Below are 18,362 nucleotides of genomic sequence, written 5' to 3'. Positions count from 1 at the left end.
TCCATCGTTGAGTACCCGCCACCGGCTGCACGAGGCTTCCCGCCTGTCCTCGCGCGCTTCGTGTTGCGTGGCAGCCTCAGCAGGCGATCGCGGCTGTGCTGTAGAGGCCGTGGACGATCAGGACCGTGGAACATGCTCCGTACTCGTTGATTTCGAGGTTGACTGCGAGCGGTTGTCTGATGCCGGGTACGCGCAGACGCATCGGTGTCGTGCGGGGCCAGTTGTAGCGGACTTGCATCGGGGTGCCGTCCCAAGCGCTGCGGAAGGCGATGTCTTTCCGTAGCGCTTGGAACAGTTCTTGTGCCCGGGGATCATCGCGGTAGTGGGCGAGCACAGTGCGCAGGTTACGGACGAGGTAGAGCAGTTCGCCGTGCCAGCCGTAGACGCGGTCGCGGGCGGCGGGGGTGAGCATCCAGCGAATGACGTTGTGGTCGGCCTTGTCCAGGCCGGGCATCATCCGGTGCAGGACCTCGTTGCCCTGCAGGACAGTCTGGAGCGGGTCGAGGTAGCCGCCGAGGATCTCGTGCTGGTCGAGGTAGTCGAGGTGGGCTTGGACTCCCTGGTCGGTGAGGCGGCGGCGCAGTTCATCGGTGGACAGGAGACGGCCGGATGGCTGCATCAGCTCTTCCATATGCCGCCGTTGTGCGGGTGTCAGGCCGAAGAACCAGACGAGTTTGTCGAACACGGTGGAGCCGGGCATCTTGCGTTGCCAGATGAGCTCGTTGAGGTGAGTGCTGCTGATTCCAGCCTTTTGGGCGGTGGATTCGCGGGAAAGGTTGCGGTTGTGGCGCAGGTATTCCACCGAGTCGTGGAAGTCGGGCATCCTGGGCAGCAGAGGCGGGTTGAACATGTCATTGGCCTCGTGTGTGCGGTGGGATGAGCACGATGTCTACCTCGCGCAGGGCGCGAGGTCCGGGTTTGGCGTCGTTATGGCTGGTGCGGGTGGGGACAGCGGTCATTGTCTGCTCCTGTGTCGGTGTTCGGTTGTCTCGCCGTGTATTCGGTGAGATGGGTCGTTGTTGAGCGGGGGTGGGTCAGAGTTGGGTCGGTGGGTCGCAGGGGGCGCGGTAGCCCATGCAGAATCGGAGATCGGGGGTGTCTTTGGTGCCGAGGTGTGTATGACCCTTGGCACCGAGGTGTATCCGGACGCAGTACGGCTCCCCGGTGTCGGGCTCACGGAGTCGGAGGGGTTCCTCGGTCTGGTAGCCGTAGGCGACCCCGAGCCTGGTGTTCCACAGCTCGGTGAAAATGACTGAACCGCAGAGCTTCTCGAACAGGGCCTGTGCATGTGGGGTCTGTCGGTAGACGCCGAACGCGGCGCGCAGGGACGCGACCAGGTAGGCGGCGGTGATATCCCAGTCCACGACAAGGGATTCGGCGGTGTGTGCGGTCGTGCCCGGATGAAAGAACCACAAGCTGACGTTGTCGTCGTAGTAGTCGATGCCGGGTAGCTCGGAGCGGAAGCGTTTGTTGGCGTGGACCAACGACCACAAGGGGTCGATGTAGGCACCGATGAGGCCGCGCTCGTCGAGGTTGCTCAGTGTCGAGAGGTGGTCGCGGGCGCTGGGACGGGTTCGCAGTTCCTCGACCGGGTCCAGCGGCACAGGGGTCCGGGCGAGGTCGCGGCTGTGGCGGGCTTGCGCCGGATTCAGGTTGTAGATGGTGATCATCTGCTCGAGCCCCGGCAGGGTGCACGGCGCGGTGCCGTACTCGATCTTCTTGAGCAGTTCGTAGCTGATTTTGAGCAGGCCGGCGGCCTCGGGCCGGGAGAGTTCGCGGTGCTCGCGGACCCTGCGTACCCATCGGCCCAGGTCAGGTAGCTCGGATGCGGCGCGCCCCTGGTCTCGCCGCGGGTCGCTGGTCGGGTTGGTCCTCCGGTTCATGTCAAGCCCCTCCTACTACGGTATTCCGTTGCCCTTCACCAGGAGTTAGGTTGAAGGGTTGACTCCCCCGAGTTGATTAATTCGTACCAGAAAGGGAGCGGTCCGGCCACTAATAATTCGCTGTGACCTGGCTGACAATTAGCTACCGCCGCCGCGTCGGGCGTGCGGGGTATTCGGAGTGTCCTTTTGGTGGGGGGCAGGCCCCGGAAAATTTCTTATCTGACACTTTTCTTACCAGTTTCGCCGATCGGCGCAGGCCACCCGCTGTCGGTGGGGTGGTAACCGGAGTGGTACCACAATTTTTACCAGTCGAAGGGGTAGCGCTGCACTGATTTTCGGGGCTGAGATGGTGAGGTACCCCAACCTCCTCCGAAAGGGAAATCATGGACCTCTACACAGTTTTGTCGGTACTCAGCGCTGGTGCGTCGCTGGTCTCGAATGCGCTGGCAATCGCGGTACAGGTGCTGCCGTTCTTCTGATCGGTCAACAGGTTCTCGCAGGCTAGAAGAATCGAGAGCCCGACTCTCCCGGCTGCGATCCGCAGCCGGGAGGCACGGGAATTTGTCGCAAACTCGCGCAATTCCTAGTCTTCTCCCTTGTCTTTTCCCTGGTCTTTTTCCACCTTCGATCGAAGGGTTATTTGTCATGCCCAAAAATGGGAATACATCGCGGGTCGCTGTCGCTCTGTCGGGGCAGGTCTGCCACCGAGCCCGCAGCCCTCGTCTGCCCTACGGAGGGCGGATGCTGTGGAGTGGCCGAATAGTGGCCGCTGGTGCTGTGCCGGTGCTGATGATGCTGGCCGCCCAGCCCGCGAGCGCGATGGCACCGCTGGCCCCCATCGCGGACCAGCCCGGCGTCACCGCTCCCGCACAACCCGGAACTCAGGCTCCCGCACCGCCTCCCGCCCCGGAGCCTGAGCCGCCGGTGTATGTCGAGCAGCCACCCGAGGTCCGCAACGGCCCGTCCCCGCGTCCGGCTCCCTCACCCGAGCCCGCGCCGCCGGTGTACGTGCTCGAGCTGCACACCCCGGTGGCGGTGGAGCCGGTCGCGCCGATCGAGCCGCCGCCGGACACGATCCGGATCGGGACGGCTGAATTCGCCGACCCGGAGTGGCTGCCGCCGGAGGTCGGCGACACGATCAACACCGTCGCCGCTGACCTGGAAGCCCAGGCTGCGACGTTCCTGGACTCTGTCGGGCTCCCGGCCGGACGTTCAGATCGGGTGGCCGGTGCCACGGTCGCCGGTGCCGGAGCCGGTGGCGCGATCGGCGGCACGGTGACCGGTGCCCCGGCAGCGGCAGCGGGTGCGGCCGTGGGTGCGCTGGCGGGCGGGACCATCGGCGGAATCGCCGGGGCCGCAATCGGAACCGTGGTCGCGATCCCGGTCATCGGCACGATCACCTCCGGCGTTGCCGGTACCGCGTTGGGTGCGGCGGCTGGTGCGGTCGCGGGCGCGCTGGTGGCCGGGGTTCCTGCCGCCGCTGTGGGCGCGCTGGTTGGCGGCACGGTCGGTGCTGGGTTCGGTGCAGGCGCGGGGGTGGGACAGCCGTGACTGCCAGCCGGGTCCTCACCGCGGCCGTCCTGGCCACCGTCGCCGGTAGCCTCTGCGCGCCGGGCACCGGTGTCGCGCAACCGTCTCCGGCGGGGCCGAGCTGCCCGGCGTTGTGGGTGCTCGGGGTGCAGGGCACCAGCGAGTCCTCGCCGGGCGCCTCCGAGATCGTTGACAGCGGGATGCTGGGGCAGCTGCTCGGCCCGGTGGTGGCTGCCGCACCGAATCTGGTGGCACGCAACTACATTCCCTACCCAGCCTCGTTCGGGGGTGCGATAGGTACCGGTGGCGGGACCGACCCCTACGCAGTGTCGGCGGGCGCGGGCCTGACAGGGCTCACCGATACTGCTGGGCGGATCGCCGCCGACTGCCCGGGCACCGCCCTGGCGGCTGTCGGGTACTCCCAAGGCGCGCAGGTGGTTTCGTCTTTCGCTCAGGCTGTCGGTGCCGGGGAAGGCCCCGTCGATCCTGGACGGGTCGCGGGGATCGCGCTGTTCTCCGATCCGCAACGCGCGCCGGGCTCGCCGGTGATCCCTGGCCGCCCCGGCCAGCTGACACCGGACCCGGCCCCCGGCACAAGCGGGGCAGCGGTATCGCAAGTAGCGATCACCACCGCGTCCGCCTCTGGTGGCGGGATCGCCACGAACTCGGGCGTCGACTACGGCTCGTTGACCGGCCGGGTTGCCGACATCTGTGTCGAGGGTGACCTCAGCTGTTCGGCACCCGATCGCGCCGCGCTGTTACGGATGTCGGCCCAGCTAGCCGCCCAGGCGGACTTGCGTGACCCGATCGCAGCGCTCGGCTCGATCCAGGCCCTGTTGTCCTCCACACTCGGTGACGCCTGGACGACAGTGGTGAACAACGACTTCCAGATCGGCCCCGGGTTCGTCGACTATGTGCCCGCGGCGAGTCTGGCCCAGCGGCTCACCGACGCCGCGGACTCGCGCACACCTGCCCCGGGCCCTGCGGACCACACCGCCGCGTCAGCGAAGTGGGCGCAGATCACCGCCGTGGTAGCCGCAAACCCGCTCACCCAGTTGCCCAACCTCGCCGCACGTTTGTCGGCCGCGTGGGGCCAGCTGGTCGCCGACAACGCCGATCTGCTCGATCCGACGGTGTTGCTGCGCTATGCCGATACCTCTTCCCGCCACACCAGCTATTACGCGACCGGGCAGCTCGCCAGCTCGGTCGCGTGGATGACCGCCCTCGCCTACGACCTCGCCGGGAGATACCAGTGAAATTCAGCGACTTCTACCAAACACCGATCCTGCGCGACGGTGCCCGGCCCGGCGACCTGGTCCGCACCAGGCCCGTCTTCGCCTCCCAACTCGCCGGGGCAGCCGGAGCCTGGCAGCTCATCTACGTCACCACCGGCTCACGAGGGCAACTGCTGCCCGCCTCGGCGATCGTGTTGATCCCCGAAGCGACCGCCGAGCCGGGCAAGACCGCGATCCTGATGTACTGCCCACCTTTTCGCGGCCTGGGAGGCGTGTGCGCGCCCTCGCAACTGTTGGCGACCGGCACCGAACCCGACACCTACGCGATCGAAGCAGCCCTGGATCGAGGATGGGTCGTGGCGATCCCCGATGGGCAAGGACTCGGCGTCGGCACCGGACCCCACACCTTCCTCGCCGCCCGAGACGGTGCCAGGGGTGTGCTCGATCTCGCTCGTGCTGTGTACCGGGGTGCGAACCTCGATCTGCCTGTCGCTCCGGTCGTGGCCTGGGGATACGCCGACGGAGGGCGGGTCGTCGCGGCCGCGGGGGAACTGCAGCCGTGGTACGCACCCGAAGTGGACCTGCGCGGCATCGCCGCCGGAGCTGTCGTCTCCGATCTGGTGGCCGTGGCGTCGGCGATCAGTGAGGGTGCGGGCGCGGGACTGGGACTGCCCGCGCTGATCGGACTCGCCCGTGCCTATGACCAGCTCCCGCTGCGTCACGTGCTCAGCGAGGCCGGGCTGAAAGCTGTCGCCGAGGCAAAACAGCTCACCGGTGTCGAACTGCGAGAGAGGTTCCCGCAACCATTGGCGCATTGGACCAAAGGCGTGGACCCTTGGAACGATCACTGGTGGCGGCGAGTGCTGGCGCTCGAAACGCTCGCCCACACCAAACCGCCGATGCCGCTGCACCTCTATCACGGTGAGCTCGACCTCGTCGTGCCCGTGCGCGCTGGTCGACGCACGCTCATCGCCTACCGGCAACGCGGCACGCTCGTGTCCTGGCGTGAGTACGAGGCCGATCACCGCTCCACCGCCCACCTCGCGGTCAGCGATGTCCTCGCACGGCTCGGCGAGGACCTCACGAATCGGCCGGCGACCTCGCCCACCCCGACACAGCCCGCGAGCGAGCACAGCGAGCACACGAGCCGCCCATGACCCCTCCGGGGAACCTGCCCGCGCCCCCACCCCCCTCCGGGATGCGGGCAGGCCTCCGGAGCCTCACCGATCCGAGGCGAGATGAATGGCGAGGTACCCCCACAATCCACCCGATGACGGCGACGCCGAAGCATGGGTCGAGCTACCCCACTCCCAACCCGACCTCCGCAACATTGCTGGCCAGGACACCGGCCCCGACGTCGACGAACCCGACCAGTCGCCCTCGCCCGAGGACGACTGGCTCGTCGCACTCGGTGACCCTCCCGGCACGGCCGCCATCGACACGATGTCTGGATGGTGGACCGGCCTTCGATACCGGATGCCGGTCGTAGCCTGGGCAGCCCTAGCGGCCACCGTCGCCCTGCTGGCCGGTGTCCTGACGGTCGGGAACGGCGACACCGGCGATACCGGCCAGCAGGTGCAGGCCACCGCCGCACCGCCGAGCCTGACCACGACGGCACAGGGTCCCTGCGCCGGGCTCTCGGGCACAGTGGTCACCGACCGCGCCGGAGACTCGAGCACTGTGGAAGGGCTGATTGCCTCGTTCGAGGCGGCCTACTACATCGATCGCGATGCTGGGAAGGCGACGGGACTGCTCGGGCCCGAGACCGGCATCACCTCCGAGGCCCTCGCCGCGGGTATCGCCAGCATCCCAGCGGGCACGCGGCACTGCGTGGCGATCACCCCGATCACCCCGAGTACCGCGAACGTTCACATCGCCGAGCTGCACCCGGACCGCAAACGCATCGACTACCTCCAGCTGATCAACACCCGCCCCGCCGATACCGGCACCGCGCTGCTGATCTCCAACTTCCAGAAACGGGGATAGGGCATGACGACAGGCTCGCAGGCGCCACTACTGATCGCTGTTGCCGGGCTGAGCCCCCGCGCCGGAACCACCACGACCACCGTCGCCCTCGCCCACGCCTGGCCCGGCCCGGAAACCGCCCTGATCGTGGAAGCCGACCCGTTGGGTGGGCAGCTCGCCGAAATAGTCGGCGCTGACCCGTATCTCGGGCTGGCGAGCCTGGCCCGCATGACCCACCCCGGCGAACCCATCACCCCGGATATCCTGGCGCGGCATGTGCAGCGACTGCCCGGCGGCGAAGCGCTGCTTGCCGCGCCACCACACCGCGACCACACGCGAGCCCTTCCAGCCGCCGAATTGCTCACTGATCCGCATGGCAGCTGGCGGGCATTCGGGGCTACCTTGTTCGCCGATTGTGGTGTGCCCGAGCTGGATTCGCCCGCGCATCCGGTCATCGCTGCTGCCGATGCCTGCCTGTTCGTGGTGCGCGCCGAGCACATCGACCCCGAGCCTGCCGCGCAACGCATCCTCGATCTCACCCGCCGCAGACGGCCCCGAGGGATCGTGCTCATCGGTGCCAGCCGTGCCTACGCCGCCGCGATCGGGTTTCCGGTCCTGGGTACCTTGCCCGCCTCGCGCGCCGCTTCCCAGGCGCTCCTGAAGGGCCGCCGCGCACGGCGGCACCTGATCTCACCCGCTCGCCTCATCATCAGCGACGTGGAAATCCAGCTTCGCGCCAATGGCCGCGATCGCCTCGCCCAGCCGTATACGCCCCGCGCTGCCCGCCAGAACCGCCCGAGCCGTCGTGACGACGGTGGGCCGAGGATTTACAGCATCGACGGTGGACCTGTGTCCGCATCGCGACCTCGGCCGCCGGAGCCTGTGCTGGTGGAACCGGCCGAGCCGAGCACGCCGCCAACGGCTTCTGAGCCTGTGCTCATCGAAGTGGCCGAGGATGCCGGCCAACCCAGCGAGGACGACCTCGCCGCGGCACCGGAGGCCAGCCTTGGCCTCGAGACCGAGATCGCGGATTCCGCACCGTTGTCGATGCCGACACCGGCCGAGCCTGCGCTGCGGTTGCGGGTGTTCGGGCCCACCCGGATCTTCTGGCGCAAGCCCGAAACTGGTGAGAGCGTGGAGATCACTTCGCAGTTACAGCCGCGTATCCGCGAGCTGCTGACCGTGCTCGCCCTGCATCCCGAGGGACTCCCGCGCGAACAGTTGATCGAACGGTTGTGGAGCCAGCGCCCTAGCCAGCGGGGCGGTAGTGCGCTTGCCAACACGTTGAGCCGCCTGCGCGCCGCGATCACTGCCGCCACCGGGGGGCAGATCACCAGTGTGCTCGCCGAGGACCGGCTCCAGCTGTCGGACCTGCTGCTGGGAGTCGACTACTGGGACTTCACCAGTGCGGTCGCTGCGCGCCGCCGCGCGAGCAACGACGCCGAGCAGGCCGACGCCGCCCGCCACATCGCGGCCCTGGCCACGAGCGAGCTAGCCAGTGACCTCACCGATACCTGGGTCGAAGCGCTGCGCGAATCAGCGCGGCGCACCTCCTTGAACGCGTTGAGCTGGTTGGCCATCCGGAACACCGAAAACGACCCCCGTGCCACCTTGGGAATTCTCGAGACAACTGTCGAGAACGACCCGTTCAACGAATCGGTCTGGCAAGACATTCTCCGGCTCCATGCCCGCCTCGGCGAAAAGGCCGCGCTCACCCGCACCTACACACTCCTGACCCATACACTCGCCGAGATCGGCCAGACTCCGAGTCTCGAAACCCGCCAGCTCCTCGAACGTCTGCGCCACACCCCGAAGTAGATAAACGTCGGCTTGGTGTTCCTGTTTCGCCGTCGATCGATTAACGTGGTGATCGCCTTTCCCGTTATTGCGAAAATGGCGGAAATGGCAGGGGGTTATGACAATTCTGAAACTCTGTCAGAATCGTTGAAAAAACCAGATTTCCGCTGCGGAGGATTCTGTGAATTTTTGGGGCCGAATATTCTGTCGCCTGGGTGGCTCGATGAAAATCAATCCGTGCGTCGTTCGATGGTGAGGTTCCGTGCCCTACTTGGTGGGGGGATCAAAACGACCTACCCGTGCCCGGCAAAGCGGCAGGTGAGAGGCAGTTTATCCGGGCGGATAGCAGCCGGGATTGTCTATACACAAAGCTGTATAGACATGCGTCGCCGGTCCGTCCATGCCTGTCTTCGGCATCCGGTTCGTGTCCTGCTCCTGCTGATCCATTCCGATTCCTTCCCCGTTTTCTCATTTTTCTTTTATCTTTTGATTCCTTCCATTAATTTGGTCGGCAGCTGGTTGTCGTGCCTAAGCATTGCCGTGCACATTTCATGTCCGTATTGCACTGCAGGGCTCGCCGTTGTCCGGAATAATTCCGGGAAATTCGCGCACTTTTGGGGTTGCGAGCCTGTTCGAGGTCGAGCTAGCGTCGAACCGTTCCCGGAATTCGCCGGGAAATTCGCAGAAATCCGAATGGCGGCCACGCCGCACCTATGCCGAAACGGCGCACGAATTCGGAACTGATTTTCCAGGAGTTGCAATGCCCACCACACCCGCCACCGCCACCACTGCACCGGCCGCCGGTCGTCTGCCCAACGGGGAATTGCGGCGCATGGTCGCCGCTGCACTGGCCGCCGACCCGGGCCGCGACATGTCGCCCCGTGAAATCGCCGCCGGGCTCAACCGGTCCTCCGGGGCAGTCGGCAACGCTCTCGAGGCGCTGACCGCCGCCGGGCACGCCGACCGCACATCGGCCACCCCCCGCCGCTACCGCGCCAATGCCGACACTGCCGCCGCTGCCACCGCCCCAGCCCCGGCAACCCCGGCGGCGGGTACGGCGGCGAAACCGGCCACCCGCCGCCCCCGGGCACCGAAAACCGCCAAACCGGCCCCGGTCACTGCCGCCGCCCCGGCTGCCCCGGCGCGCACGGGTAACACGGTGGCTCGTCCGAACGGGCAGGACTACCACGTGCGCCAGCTGGCGGGGCGCGCTGATGTGGATGTGTTGGTGACGATGCGCGCGGCCGAGGTGCCGGTCCTGCTGTACGGGCCGCCCGGAACGGGCAAGACCTCGCTCATCGAGGCCGCCTACGGGGACCTGCTGACCGTGCAGGGCGACGGGGACACCACGGTCGCCGATCTCGTGGGCGAGTACACCCAGAACCCCGACGGCACTTTCGTTTTCGTGCACGGGCCCATCGTCCGGGCTATGCGTGAGGGTCGGGTGCTGTTCATCGACGACGCGACCCTCATCCCGCCGACCGTGCTTTCGGCGGTGTATCCGGCGATGGACGGGCGCAAAGAGATCGTGATCAAAGCCAACGGTGGCGAGGTCATCACCGCCGAGCCCGGCTTCTTCGTGGTGGCAGGCCATAACCCCGGCGTGCACGGGGCCATCCTGTCGGACGCGCTCGCCTCGCGGTTCGCGTTCCAGGTGCAGGTGGGCAGCGACTACGACCTCGCCGCCCAGCTCGGGGTGGAACGGCGCGCGGTGAAAGTAGCCCGCGAGCTGGCCGCCCGGCAGGACAAGGGCGAGGTCGGGTGGGCACCGCAGCTGCGCGAGTTGTTGGCGTTCGCCAAGATCGCCGCCGCCACCGATCAGGCCACCGCCCTGGCCAACCTCGTCGGGGCCGCGCCGGAAGAGGACCGCGATGTCGTAGCCGCCGTGGTGAAAACCGTGTGCGGCCGTAGCCACGAGCCCCTGTCTCTGGGCCCCCGTTTCTGACCTGCCAACCCGCCCCAATCCACCACCACCGCCACTGATCCCGGGAAAGGACCCCCGACATGACCGAACGCACCCTCACCGAGGCCCTCGCGATTCACGACTACATCGTCGCCGTGCGCGACCTGCGCGACGAGCTGGCCGTGCTGGCCCGACAGACAGAACACGCGCGACTCAACCTCGCCGCCGGACTACAGCTGCAGGACCCACCTCGCGGCGAACGGGTCTCGATGGCGATCAGCAAGGTCACCGCCCTCGCGCCGATCGCCCGGCGCGCGATCGGTGACGAGGCGCGATTCCTTGCCCTACACGCGAACCCGGACACGTTCGAACCAATGCCCCCGCGCCCTCGACGCTGACTACCCGCCCGCCCACGAAAGGCACTGCCCGCCATGACCGGCCACGTAATCACCGCACCAGCCCCCACCGCCACGACAACACCCCCGCCCTCGGCCACGCCGACCAGCCCCCCGGCTACCGCCGCCGCCCCGGCTACCGCCGCCACGCCCACCTCGGCCTCGGTGCCTGTCACCGGTGGATGGGCCACGCTCTCGGCGGCGATGACCGCCGAGGCCCCGCCGATCGCCGACCGGGACGACCTGACCGTCACCATTGCCCCGGGTGCCGCTTTCGGGCACCCGGCGGCGTTCGTGCCGAGCTGGGGTGCCATCGAGATCGACGGCACCCGCCTCACCATCGACCCGGCTACTGCCCGCCCGGAACGCACCAGCGACCGCAACCGCTACCCGGCGGTGTGGGGCGCGTTGGTCCACGAGTGCGCCCACGCCCAACACTCGGTGTGGACCGCGCCGCCGGTAGCGCACCCCGGGGTCCTCGAGGCCGCGACGTTGCTCGAGGAATCGCGCATCGAGGCCGCCCAGATACGCCGCCGCCCCGACGACCGGCATTGGTTGCGTGCCTGCACCACCGAGATCGTGATCGGCGACAACGGCGGCACGATCGCCGCCGCCCAGATTCCCCCGGTGCCCTACCACGCGGCTCGCAATGCCGCCCTCATCCTGGCCCGGTTGGACGCCGGGATCCTCGACGCTGGCGAGTGCGCGCCCGCCGCCACCGCGATCGAGGCAATCCTGGGCACCGACACCCTTGAGAAATTGCGGGCGATCTGGCGCGAGGCCCACACCGTGGCCGACACCGACGCCGCCGCCATGCTCGAACTCGGGGCGCGCTGGCTCGACCTGGTCGGCCCCGACCCCCACACCGACCCCGAACCGTCCTCGCCACTGGGGGCCGCGATCGGTGACACCGTGACCAACATCGGCAAGGCGGTCGCTGCCGCCCCGGTAGCGCCCGACCCTGCCGAGTTCGCCGAGGCCGCCCGGCAGGTTGCCGAGCAAGAGGCGAAAGACGCTGCCGCGCAATCACGAAAGGTGTTCGGTGCCGGGGCGGGCCGGGCCCGGACCGCGAGCAGGCAACGGACCCGCGAGGCCCGCGCGGAAGAGCACACCGCCGCCCGGGTACTGGCCCGCGCCCTCAACACCGCCGCCACCCGCGAACGGGCCACGGTGAAAACGACCTCCGCGCTGCCGCCGGGCCGGTTGCGGATGCGCGGTGCGTTGGCGCGTGAGGCCCAACGCGCGGCCGGGGCGATGCCGACCGCCGAACCGTTCACCCGCACCACACGCAAAACCGTTCCCCTGCCGCCGTTGCGAGTCGGTATCGCCTGCGACGTGTCCTCTTCGATGGGCGACTACGCGGCCCCGGTGGCCTCGGCCGCGTGGATCATCGCCCGCGCGGCGGAGTTGGCGACCATGCCCGCGACGACCGCGACCGTGACGTTCGGGGCCTCGGTCAAACCGATCACCTACCCGGGCACCGCACCCGCGCGAGTTACCGAATTCAGTTGCCCGGATGGCTACCACGCCCTCGACATCGCGGTAGAGGCCCTCAACGGTGGCCTCGATCTGGCCTACCCGGGCGCGACCCGGCTGTTGGTGATCATCTCCGATGGCCACTACACCGGCAGCGAACGACGCCGCGCCCAGCAACACCTCGACAAGCTGCGCGTCGCCGGGTGCGCGGTGCTGTGGCTGGCACCGGCCGACAGCGGCCCCAACCCGCTCAACGGGGTGAACGTGCACCTGATCACCGACCCGGCCACCACGGCCGCCGCTATCGGCCGCGCCGCTACTGCCGCCGTACGCGGCACCTAATCCCCCCGTGTTGCCCCGGGCGCGAAATCGCGCCCGGGGCAACAGGACCGGGGGCTGCGACCACCAGCCGCCCCACTGTTCGCCCGAACACACCGCCCGCCCGAACGCCACCGCCCGCACGGGCACCGACGACAGGACACGACATGACGAGCAATGCCCACCCGATCCCCACCACGGCCGCACTCGACACCCTCTACGCCGCCGCCAACCCCGTCACCGGCGACCAGTTCGTCATCTACGCCCCCGGCCCGCACGACGAACGCGGCATGTACACCGTCGCGCACGTGACCGGCCCCACGGACCGGCTCGCCATCCCGCGCGTTCACCTCGTGCACCCCGACGACATCGCCGCCTACGCCACCGGTGCGGTGAACCGGATGCGGGACAGCCACGCCGGGCACACGGTGAGCGTGTGGCTCGACCGCACCACCGGCCCCCTGCGCGAGCACCTGACTCGATGAAACCGCCAGCGACACAACAGAGCCCGATACCGAACCGCGAACAGGAGACATTCATGCGCGAGATGAAGAACACCCAGAGCCACGACGAGGACGGCGTGATCAAACCGGGGGCCAAACTCAGCGGCAACGCCTACGTATTGGTGACGTTGCGCGACAGCAACGACCCCTACGGCCGAATCCTGCTGGTGTGGAATTCCTCCCGCTGCAAACACGGCTACACCGTGTGCGTCGAGTGCACCGAGAGCTGGGAACTCGACCACGTCGTGCACTACGCGCTGACCGGCGGCGGGCGACGGTTGCGCGCGGCGCTCGACGTACAGCCCGCCGAGGCCACCCGGTCCGCCGAGGCCGACTCGTAGTGGGCACGACCCTCGACCGGCCTCGTGCTCGGTCCGCCTACTCGCCCGCGGCGAGGTCAGCGCGAGTGGCTCTCGCGCTGCCGCAACAATTGCGCGCGAGTCGAATTCATCTCGTGCCGTTGGCATTCCGGAAATGGAAGAGAGGAATTCGGGGCCGGAATTTGTTTTCACGTTCCGCTTGACATCGCACACCGTATCGAGCGTCCATGGATCCCGGAACGCCACCGACCCCCGGGGAATTCGCCCCGACCGGAATGGCATTCCGTCCCGACCGGGACACCACGAATTCACCGAAACCCACTGTTGGAAGGAATCCCCCCATGTCCAAAAAGAAGAACACCGCGAACGCGCCCACGGCACCGGAATACGGTTCGACGGTGGTGCCCGTGCTGCGCAAACCGGCCACCCGGGCATTGTGGGCGGCGTTGGGCACCAACCCCGGCAGCACCACCGCTGCGCTGGCAGAAACGGCGGGGATCGCGGTGTCGACGGCCCGCCGTCTGCTGACGGGGTGGGAATCGGCCCGTGCGGTGAGGTCCTACACCGACCCGGAAACGCCCCGGGCCGCAAAAGCCTGGTTCATTGCCGGATCGGCCGCGCCCGAACCCGTCGCCGAACCGGCCGGACCCGTAGCCGCCGAACCGGAACCGGCCACCCCGGAACCGGCCGCGCCCGAACCCGCCGCCGCCGAACCGGTCGACCCGCAACCCGGCCCGGCAGTACCCGCCGCGCCGGAACCGGTGGCCCCGGAACCTGACTCGGCGGAGCCTGCCCCGCCGGAACCCGCTGTGCCGGAACCCGCCGCGCCGGAACCTGTTTCGCTCGACCCGGCCGACCCCGACGAGGAGGTGGCACCGGCCGACCCCGTGCCGGACAGTGCACCGGAACCGGCGGCAGCTGCTCCCACGGGCGACGATCCCGCCGAACCGGCCCCGGTGGCACCGACACCGTCCGCCGAACCGGCAACGGCCAACGCGGAGTCGACGGTGGATCGGTTGCCCGCCGGTGCGCTGCGCGGCCAGGTCGAGGACTACCTGCGCGACAACCCAGGAGAGGAGTTCACCCCACACCAGATCGGCAAGGCCCTCGAACGGTCCAGCGGCGCGGTCCACAACGCCCTGGTCAAGCTGACCAAGGACGAGACCGCTCGCCAGACCAGCACGGCCCCTAAGAAATTCACCCTCGCGTCCTGACAAATGGGGCGATGCCGGAATCCCCGGAGCGTCTATCTCCGGGGAGTCCGACACCGCGCCTCTCAATGTATCTGCTGAGAAAGGTGCTCGACTATGTACGTCTCTCCCACCCCCGCCATCCTGGCCTCATCCCTGTACCGGGTGTTCGCCAACTCCAGACAGGCCCCCGACAGCCTCGCACTGTGGCGCGACATCGCGGCCGAGGCTATGCGTGAGCTCAGCATGCCGGTGCAACCCGCTCTGGTGCCGTGGGTGCCGGTGGTTCTGCGTTACCGGCTCTACCGGACCGAGGGAGACTTCTTCCCGTTCACCGGTTCGGTGCGGATCCTGTCGGGGCCGCTGGTCGGCAACACCTACGCCAATGCCGACAGCGCCGCGCGAGCGGTTGTCGAGGTGACCCCGGCCCCAGTGTCCGACGTGATGCGGAATGTGCTGCCGTTGTGGCGGTTCCGCACTACCGGTTCCCCGGGCGCGTTCACACCGCGCGCCGTGCCGCCCCTGATCTCCTGATCCCGGTTACCGACTGAGACGGCCGATGGTGCCGAGCAATTGGCTCGGCACCATCGGCCGTTTCGCTGTGCGTTGTGGGTGACTGTGTGGCGGTGGCTATTTCGTGCGGTCGATGGCCCCGGCGATCCAGTCGATCAGCACGGGCGCGGCGGTGTCGTAGCCGGTGGCGTCGAACACGGCCGTGTCGCCGTCCTGGGGGGCGGTGCCGGTACCGGTAGTGATGTCCGCCCCGGTGGTTGTGGCGGTGTTGTAGGTCTGGGTGAGCGTGGGGAACGTGGTGCCGGTGAACGCGCTGGCGGTGGCCGAGAGGAGATCGGCGGTGATCGGTGTCAGCCCGGTCAGTGCCAGGAAGGCGGCTACGGGGTCGCCTTTGGCGAGGGTTTCGGCGGCGGTCCAGGCGATCTCTTGGGCTTGGCCGATGTCGGTGGCGATGCGGGAGATGTCGAGTCCGGCTAGGACACCGACGATCTCGGCGGCGATCGTTGCCGCGCCGGTGGTGTCCAAGGGGGCGGCCAGCTTCAGTGCGCGGGCGACCAGGCGCAGGTCGAGTCCGGCGGCCATCTGCACGAGCGGGTTGAACTGGTTGTTGAGGTCGCCGGAGACTCGGTGCAGGCCAGGCACATCCGCTGCGGTGAGCAGGCCCGGCAGTTGGGCGAGGTCGTTGACGATGGCGGGCACGTTCGTGGTGAAGCTCGCGAGCCCGTTGAGGACGGTGACCACTTGGGCGAGAACTTGTGACGCGCTGAGCTGCCCGGTCGAGGTCGTCGTAGTCGGCGCACTCGTCGTGATGGTGGGGACCTTCGCTGAGGTCGTGGTCGTGGTCGTGGGGGAGGCGGTGGTGGTCGGGGCCGGAGTGGAGGTGGCCGAGGTAGCGGCGAGTGCACGGTTCACCGCGGCGAGGACCGGAGAGGACTCGGCGGTGGTCGAGCAGTAGCTGTCGCCGTCGAGGCAGAGCGTGCGGATCCGCTCGGTCAGCTCGCCGAAGCTCTGCGATCGCGAGCCGGTGACACCTTGCCCGGAGACCGAGTTGCCGAGCTGGGTGGTGGTGGGGTCGCGGCGCGGGTCGGAGACGAGCGCGACTGCCACGACTCGGGAGGCCGGGATCGGGCCGTTACTGTTGCCGATGCTGGTGGCGAGGTCGCCGGTGACCTCGGCGCCTTGGCCGTAGCCGGCCAAAACGACTCGCGTGTCCGAGCACAGCCCCGAGACCGCCGCAGTGAGTTCTGCTCCGCTCACCGAGCCGGCACCGGTCGTCGTCGTGGCGAGCGTGCGGACCTCGATATCGCTGCGGTAGAGGGCAGTCAGTGATTGCCCGAGCTGGGTGAAGATCCCGGGCATAGCCTGCCCGGTGGCGGTGGGGGTTGTCTCGTAGGTGCCCGGCACCAGCAGTGTGGTCCAGCGCGGGCACTGCGCCGCGGTGCGGCCGGGCGTGGGTTCTGCGGCGGCGACACCGGCGGTCACGGTGGTCGCGGCGACGGCCGCGCACAGTGCCACGTGTGCGGCGCGGCGGGTGGTTCGAGTGTGGTTGTGGTACATGGGTCTCTCCATTCGTGCAGGGTGATCAGGAGGTGGCGCGGGAGTCGTCGTGTGTAGGTTCCGGTTCTCGTTTGCGGTCCGATGCCCGGTGAGCTGGCCGGATCATGTGGATTCCCATCGGTTTTGCGTCGCGGGTGTCTCATCGGCATTGCGGCTTCTTCGGGACGGTCAGGTCGTGGGTGGCGGCCCGGTGGTCATCGAGGGTGAGTTGGCAGGAGTGCAGGCCGCGTCGCAGGCCGCAGTCACGCCGCCGGATTCTCACCGAGCCCGAAACGGCGCAGACCCCGCAGCAGCGACCTCGGGTGGGAGTTTCTGCGCAACTCGGATAGGCGCAGGTGAGAGACTCGGGCCATGACAATTCCCACAGACCAGCTGTCCGATCCCGCCGTGCGCGCACTCGTGGCCGCAGTCAACAGTGATGACCGAAGCGCGTTCGATGCCGCGCTTACTGCGGGTGCGACCATGTCCGACGACGGCAACGATCGAGACGTCACCGAGTGGGCGGACAAGGAGGTCTTCTCCTCCAGCGGTCACATGGATGTGCAGAGCGAGTCCGACGGCGGCCTGTCGTTGATCGTCGACTTCCGAAACGACATCTGGGGCGCGATGCGCACGGCATGGCGTTTCGACACCACGGATGGAAGGGTGTCTCGCTTCGAAACTGGGCAAGCCTGAAAGGACCACGATCCGCCCGGCCCTGCACCAGACATACCGCAGGATTCTCACCGACCTTGCGGAAACGCAAGACCGACGCAGAATGACTGAGAAACCGCAATCAGTCATGGGAACCTACATCGTGGACGGGTGTGGGTCGGGTGGCGGTGTAGTAGTCGTCGCCGGACCACCGGTAGGGCGAGACCTGGACCGGCTCGTTGAAGGTGGGGGCGTGCACCATCTGGCCGCCGCCGAGATAGATCCCGACGTGATGGACGTCCCCAGAAGTGCTGTAGAAGAGCAGGTCTCCTGGTGCGAGCTGGTTCTCGGCAATCGGCAGGCCGGTGTGGACCTGGTCGTAGGTGGTGCGCGGGATCGAGATCCCGGCGGCTCGGTAGGCGGCCTGGGTGAGTCCGGAACAGTCCCAGCCGCCGTTGACGTCGGGCCCGTTGCCGCCCCACACGTACGGCAAACCAAGCTGGGCGCAGGCGAAGGAGATCACCTGCGCGGCTGTCGGGTTCGGTGGTGAGGCGGTGTGGCAGTCGCCGCCCGAGGTGTCGGTGGTGCGGTAGCGGGCGGCCTGGTCGAGGACCTGGTTGACGTACCAGTCGGCGTGGTTGTAGGCGAAGATCGCGCTGTACATGTCTTTGGGTGCGCCGGAGTCGCAGAGGTAGAACGCGGCGGCGTGGATGGCGTCGGAGGGGTTGTAGCGTGAGGGCGGGTTAGCGCCCCCGGCGGGCAGGGGATGCCGTGCGATCACCGAGTCGAAGGTCGGGGCCAGGAACTGCATCGGCCCGCCCGCTCCGGAGCTGTTCTCGCCGGAAGACACACCCGGCAGCGAAGACCGGCCGTGGTCGGTTTCGATCTTGCCGATCGCGGCGAGCACCGACCAGTCCAGACCGGGGCAGTCCCCGGCACCGGCCTGATACAGCACGAGCATCTCGGCCGGGATATCTTGTTGCGCTTCGGTACTCGGGGCCGAGCCGGTCCCGGTCGAGGTCCCCGGGGCGGGCGCGGTGAGCGCGTGATCGAACACGACGACGGTGGTAGCCACTGCCGCGATGACGACCGTGAGGAACACGAACCCCGCGAATCCCGCCCCGAGCGCCTTGACCAGCATCGT

At 68.2% G+C, this 18,362-nt stretch carries 18 protein-coding genes; 14 read left to right on the top strand and 4 right to left on the bottom strand.

What is annotated here, in order from left to right; all coding sequences use genetic code 11:
* Positions 1-76 precede the first annotated feature (76 nt).
* Both ACFXKN_RS07500 and ACFXKN_RS07495 read right to left on the bottom strand, forming a co-directional pair.
* Complete coding sequence (locus tag ACFXKN_RS07500; protein WP_379432703.1) at positions 77-850, bottom strand: hypothetical protein; 774 nt, start codon at positions 848-850, stop codon at positions 77-79.
* A 184-nt stretch (positions 851-1,034) separates the two neighbouring features.
* Positions 1,035-1,883: a helix-turn-helix domain-containing protein gene (locus ACFXKN_RS07495; protein WP_379432702.1), complete on the bottom strand. Its 849-nt coding sequence runs from the start codon at positions 1,881-1,883 to the stop codon at positions 1,035-1,037.
* Between the two features lie 762 nt (positions 1,884-2,645).
* On the opposite strand from ACFXKN_RS07495, the gene ACFXKN_RS07490 reads away from it, so the two are divergent.
* The 13 genes from ACFXKN_RS07490 to ACFXKN_RS07430 all read left to right on the top strand — a co-directional run bounded on the left by ACFXKN_RS07490 (position 2,646) and on the right by ACFXKN_RS07430 (position 15,049).
* Positions 2,646-3,434, top strand: coding sequence for a hypothetical protein (locus ACFXKN_RS07490; RefSeq protein ID WP_379432701.1), 789 nt, complete (start codon positions 2,646-2,648; stop codon positions 3,432-3,434).
* Positions 3,431-4,669, top strand: a complete 1,239-nt coding sequence (locus tag ACFXKN_RS07485; RefSeq protein ID WP_379432700.1) for a cutinase family protein — start codon at positions 3,431-3,433, stop codon at positions 4,667-4,669. The genes ACFXKN_RS07490 and ACFXKN_RS07485 overlap by 4 nt, the downstream gene beginning before the upstream one ends.
* The gene (locus ACFXKN_RS07480; protein WP_379432699.1) at positions 4,666-5,805 is read left to right on the top strand and encodes a lipase family protein; all 1,140 of its coding nucleotides are present in this window, start codon (positions 4,666-4,668) and stop codon (positions 5,803-5,805) included. The genes ACFXKN_RS07485 and ACFXKN_RS07480 overlap by 4 nt, the downstream gene beginning before the upstream one ends.
* Positions 5,806-5,890: 85 nt before the next feature.
* A complete protein-coding gene (locus ACFXKN_RS07475) occupies positions 5,891-6,634 on the top strand; it encodes a hypothetical protein (RefSeq protein ID WP_379432698.1) in 744 nt (247 codons plus the stop codon).
* Between the two features lie 3 nt (positions 6,635-6,637).
* Positions 6,638-8,431 carry a BTAD domain-containing putative transcriptional regulator gene (locus tag ACFXKN_RS07470; RefSeq protein ID WP_379432697.1) on the top strand — a complete coding sequence of 598 codons (1,794 nt, stop codon included), beginning with the start codon at positions 6,638-6,640 and terminating at the stop codon, positions 8,429-8,431.
* A 15-nt stretch (positions 8,432-8,446) separates the two neighbouring features.
* Positions 8,447-9,154: a hypothetical protein gene (locus tag ACFXKN_RS07465; RefSeq protein ID WP_379432696.1), complete on the top strand. Its 708-nt coding sequence runs from the start codon at positions 8,447-8,449 to the stop codon at positions 9,152-9,154.
* Between the two features lie 16 nt (positions 9,155-9,170).
* Positions 9,171-10,355, top strand: a complete 1,185-nt coding sequence (locus tag ACFXKN_RS07460; RefSeq protein ID WP_379432695.1) for an AAA family ATPase — start codon at positions 9,171-9,173, stop codon at positions 10,353-10,355.
* Between the two features lie 59 nt (positions 10,356-10,414).
* Complete coding sequence (locus ACFXKN_RS07455; protein ID WP_379432694.1) at positions 10,415-10,711, top strand: hypothetical protein; 297 nt, start codon at positions 10,415-10,417, stop codon at positions 10,709-10,711.
* Between the two features lie 33 nt (positions 10,712-10,744).
* Positions 10,745-12,526 (top strand): VWA domain-containing protein, encoded by a 1,782-nt coding sequence (locus tag ACFXKN_RS07450; protein ID WP_379432693.1) that lies wholly within the window; start codon positions 10,745-10,747, stop codon positions 12,524-12,526.
* A 143-nt stretch (positions 12,527-12,669) separates the two neighbouring features.
* Complete coding sequence (locus tag ACFXKN_RS07445; RefSeq protein ID WP_379432692.1) at positions 12,670-12,987, top strand: hypothetical protein; 318 nt, start codon at positions 12,670-12,672, stop codon at positions 12,985-12,987.
* Positions 12,988-13,040: 53 nt separating this feature from the next.
* Entirely contained in the window at positions 13,041-13,346 is a 306-nt protein-coding gene (locus ACFXKN_RS07440; RefSeq protein WP_379432691.1) for a hypothetical protein, read from the top strand.
* 320 nt (positions 13,347-13,666) lie between these two features.
* Positions 13,667-14,539: a hypothetical protein gene (locus ACFXKN_RS07435; protein WP_379432690.1), complete on the top strand. Its 873-nt coding sequence runs from the start codon at positions 13,667-13,669 to the stop codon at positions 14,537-14,539.
* Positions 14,540-14,632: 93 nt separating this feature from the next.
* Entirely contained in the window at positions 14,633-15,049 is a 417-nt protein-coding gene (locus ACFXKN_RS07430; RefSeq protein ID WP_379432689.1) for a hypothetical protein, read from the top strand.
* A 96-nt stretch (positions 15,050-15,145) separates the two neighbouring features.
* Here the strand turns inward: ACFXKN_RS07430 and ACFXKN_RS07425 are convergent, their stop codons facing one another.
* Positions 15,146-16,597: a cutinase family protein gene (locus ACFXKN_RS07425; RefSeq protein ID WP_379432688.1), complete on the bottom strand. Its 1,452-nt coding sequence runs from the start codon at positions 16,595-16,597 to the stop codon at positions 15,146-15,148.
* 339 nt (positions 16,598-16,936) lie between these two features.
* Here ACFXKN_RS07425 and ACFXKN_RS07420 point away from each other — a divergent pair, with 339 nt between their 5' ends.
* Complete coding sequence (locus tag ACFXKN_RS07420) at positions 16,937-17,260, top strand: nuclear transport factor 2 family protein (RefSeq protein WP_379432687.1); 324 nt, start codon at positions 16,937-16,939, stop codon at positions 17,258-17,260.
* 100 nt (positions 17,261-17,360) lie between these two features.
* On the opposite strand, the gene ACFXKN_RS07415 is transcribed toward ACFXKN_RS07420, so the two are convergent.
* Positions 17,361-18,359 carry an NlpC/P60 family protein gene (locus ACFXKN_RS07415; protein ID WP_379432686.1) on the bottom strand — a complete coding sequence of 333 codons (999 nt, stop codon included), beginning with the start codon at positions 18,357-18,359 and terminating at the stop codon, positions 17,361-17,363.
* Positions 18,360-18,362 lie beyond the last annotated feature (3 nt).

The sequence above is a fragment of the Nocardia sp. NPDC059195 genome (assembly GCF_042754695.1).
Taxonomy (GTDB): Bacteria; Actinomycetota; Actinomycetes; order Mycobacteriales; family Mycobacteriaceae; genus Nocardia.
The sequence above is the reverse complement of the archived record's forward strand: the minus strand, read 5'-3'. Positions and strand labels throughout refer to the sequence as shown.